This window comes from Bartonella sp. TT110JLCBS (assembly GCF_042193405.1).
GTDB lineage: Bacteria > Pseudomonadota > Alphaproteobacteria > Rhizobiales > Rhizobiaceae > Bartonella.
The window spans coordinates 1-1,885 of record NZ_JBHILT010000081.1 but is presented as its reverse complement, the minus strand read 5'-3'; the positions used below and the strand labels follow the sequence as shown (position 1 = coordinate 1,885).

At 41.3% G+C, this 1,885-nt stretch carries 3 protein-coding genes; 2 read left to right on the top strand and 1 reads right to left on the bottom strand.

Annotated features, from left to right (window positions below; translation table 11 throughout):
* On the bottom strand, positions 1-992 hold a 992-nt coding region (locus ACFILW_RS09550; RefSeq protein WP_375685694.1), incomplete at its 3' end, for a phage tail sheath subtilisin-like domain-containing protein.
* A 164-nt stretch (positions 993-1,156) separates the two neighbouring features.
* On the opposite strand from ACFILW_RS09550, the gene ACFILW_RS09545 reads away from it, so the two are divergent.
* Positions 1,157-1,471, top strand: a complete 315-nt coding sequence (locus tag ACFILW_RS09545) for a type II toxin-antitoxin system HigB family toxin (protein WP_317993618.1) — start codon at positions 1,157-1,159, stop codon at positions 1,469-1,471.
* Positions 1,468-1,824 (top strand): type II toxin-antitoxin system HigA family antitoxin, encoded by a 357-nt coding sequence (locus tag ACFILW_RS09540; protein ID WP_375624310.1) that lies wholly within the window; start codon positions 1,468-1,470, stop codon positions 1,822-1,824. Before ACFILW_RS09545 ends, ACFILW_RS09540 begins: the two co-directional genes overlap by 4 nt.
* Positions 1,825-1,885: the final 61 nt, after the last annotated feature.

Here is a 1,885-nt window from a genome sequence, read left to right as displayed (position 1 = left end):
ATGTAGGTTTTTTTGATATTGCGGTCGACAGCCCATAGATGTCCGCGCAAAATGGCATCATTGATCATATCTGCGGTGCGTACTACGGATAAGAAAGCAAATTTTGTATCACTTGAAAGGGTGCGATTACCCCAGAGGCGATAACCATTTTCGCGGATGATTGTTGTGATGTTTTGTTCATTAAGAAGGTTGGCACGGCTGGATCTGTCCCCAATGGAAAAATCAATGGGGCGCGCAGTTCCCACAATGCCATTGATCACTTTATTGGAAGGAGAATGCCAAAAACCATGGGTAAAATCTGTTTTGGCAATGACACCAGCAACCGCTGCACTTGCTGGCTGTTCTATGATTTTTCCATCACGATTCACCTTTACAAAAGGGTCAACGATAATAGCGCGTTTTGAATCAAAATCCTTTGCTGTGCTAAGAGCGGCTTCATCTGTTGTGTTGGGTGCATCAAGCACCACAATAGCACGCAGACGCTCTGCAATGCCAATCAGTTCTGCTGCGACGGGGTTGGCAGTTGCATCAGTTCCATTCTCTTCAATATTCACACTGGAAGGGCGTTGATGTGTAAAGCCTGGAGCGATGAGAATGCGTGGTGTTTGTCCTACAATGGATTGTGCTCCAATGAAAGCATGAACACCTTCATAAGCGCCATTTGCGTTTACACCACCCAGAATATTGGTGAGTGTTGCATTTTCGTTGTCACCCTCGTTCACGCGTACGACAACGACAATTGCTCCTACTTGCTTGAAAATAAGATCAAGGGCATTGGGTAAGGTCCCTTGACGCTTCCCCGTTTTATCGAGTTTTGCGGCTTGTGAAAGAGAGCCTGCTACCAAAACCGGTGTGTTGAGAGGGAATGCTTGTTCATCTGCATCGGGTGCTGTGCCAACAATCCCGATAACTGCCGATTGAACTGCGCGAAGGGGGCGGGTGCCGTCGTCAACCTCGACAACTTCAACACCGTGTAGAAAACCTGTTGCCATACTTTATGCTCCTTTGAAATATTGGCTAATGAAATGAATGGGAAAAATGAGAGGTAAAAAGCCGCTCTTGAGAAAGGTTTGTTTTCAACAAGCACTTTCTTTTTATAAATATCTTGACTTGGTCCCAAAATGGTACTAAGATTGATAAAAATCAGGATAAACTTATGAAAATTGTTAAAATCTCCACACTTCAAACTTTTTGGGCTCGATATCCTGATGCTGAACAACCGTTAAAAGCATGGGTAGATGAAGCTAAAAATGCGCAGTGGCGTTCTCCTCATGACATTAAAGAGAAGTATAAAAATGCAAGCATATTAAAGAATAATCGTGTTGTTTTTAATATTAGAGGCAATGATTATCGTTTAGTTGTTTCAATCTTTTATCCAGCAGGTTGGCTTTATATAAAATTTATAGGGACACACAAACAGTATGATGCAATTGATGCTAATACTGTAGAACTAAAGGAATTTAAGAAATGAATATCAAACCAATTCGTACAGAGAGAGAGTATCAAGAAGCTTTAGAGATTGTGTCTGCGATGTTTGACAATCAACCTAAAGAGAATACTCCAGAATTTGATCAAATGGAGGTTCTTGTGTTGTTGATTGAAGCGTATGAAGCAGAACACTACCCTGTTTCTCCTCCTCATCCTATTGAGGCTATTAAATTTAGAATGGAACAAATGAACTTAAGTGCTAAAGATCTTGTTCCTGCGATTGGTCATTTAAATCGCGTTTACGAGATATTGAGTGGTAAAAGAAAATTAACACTGCGCATGATTAAAAACTTGCACCAACAGTTCAATATTCCACTAGAAAGCCTTATCGCCTAGATTTGATTATCTTTCTCTTGTGGTTCTTTTATGAGCTCTACGGGTGCGTCTATTTCTGTCA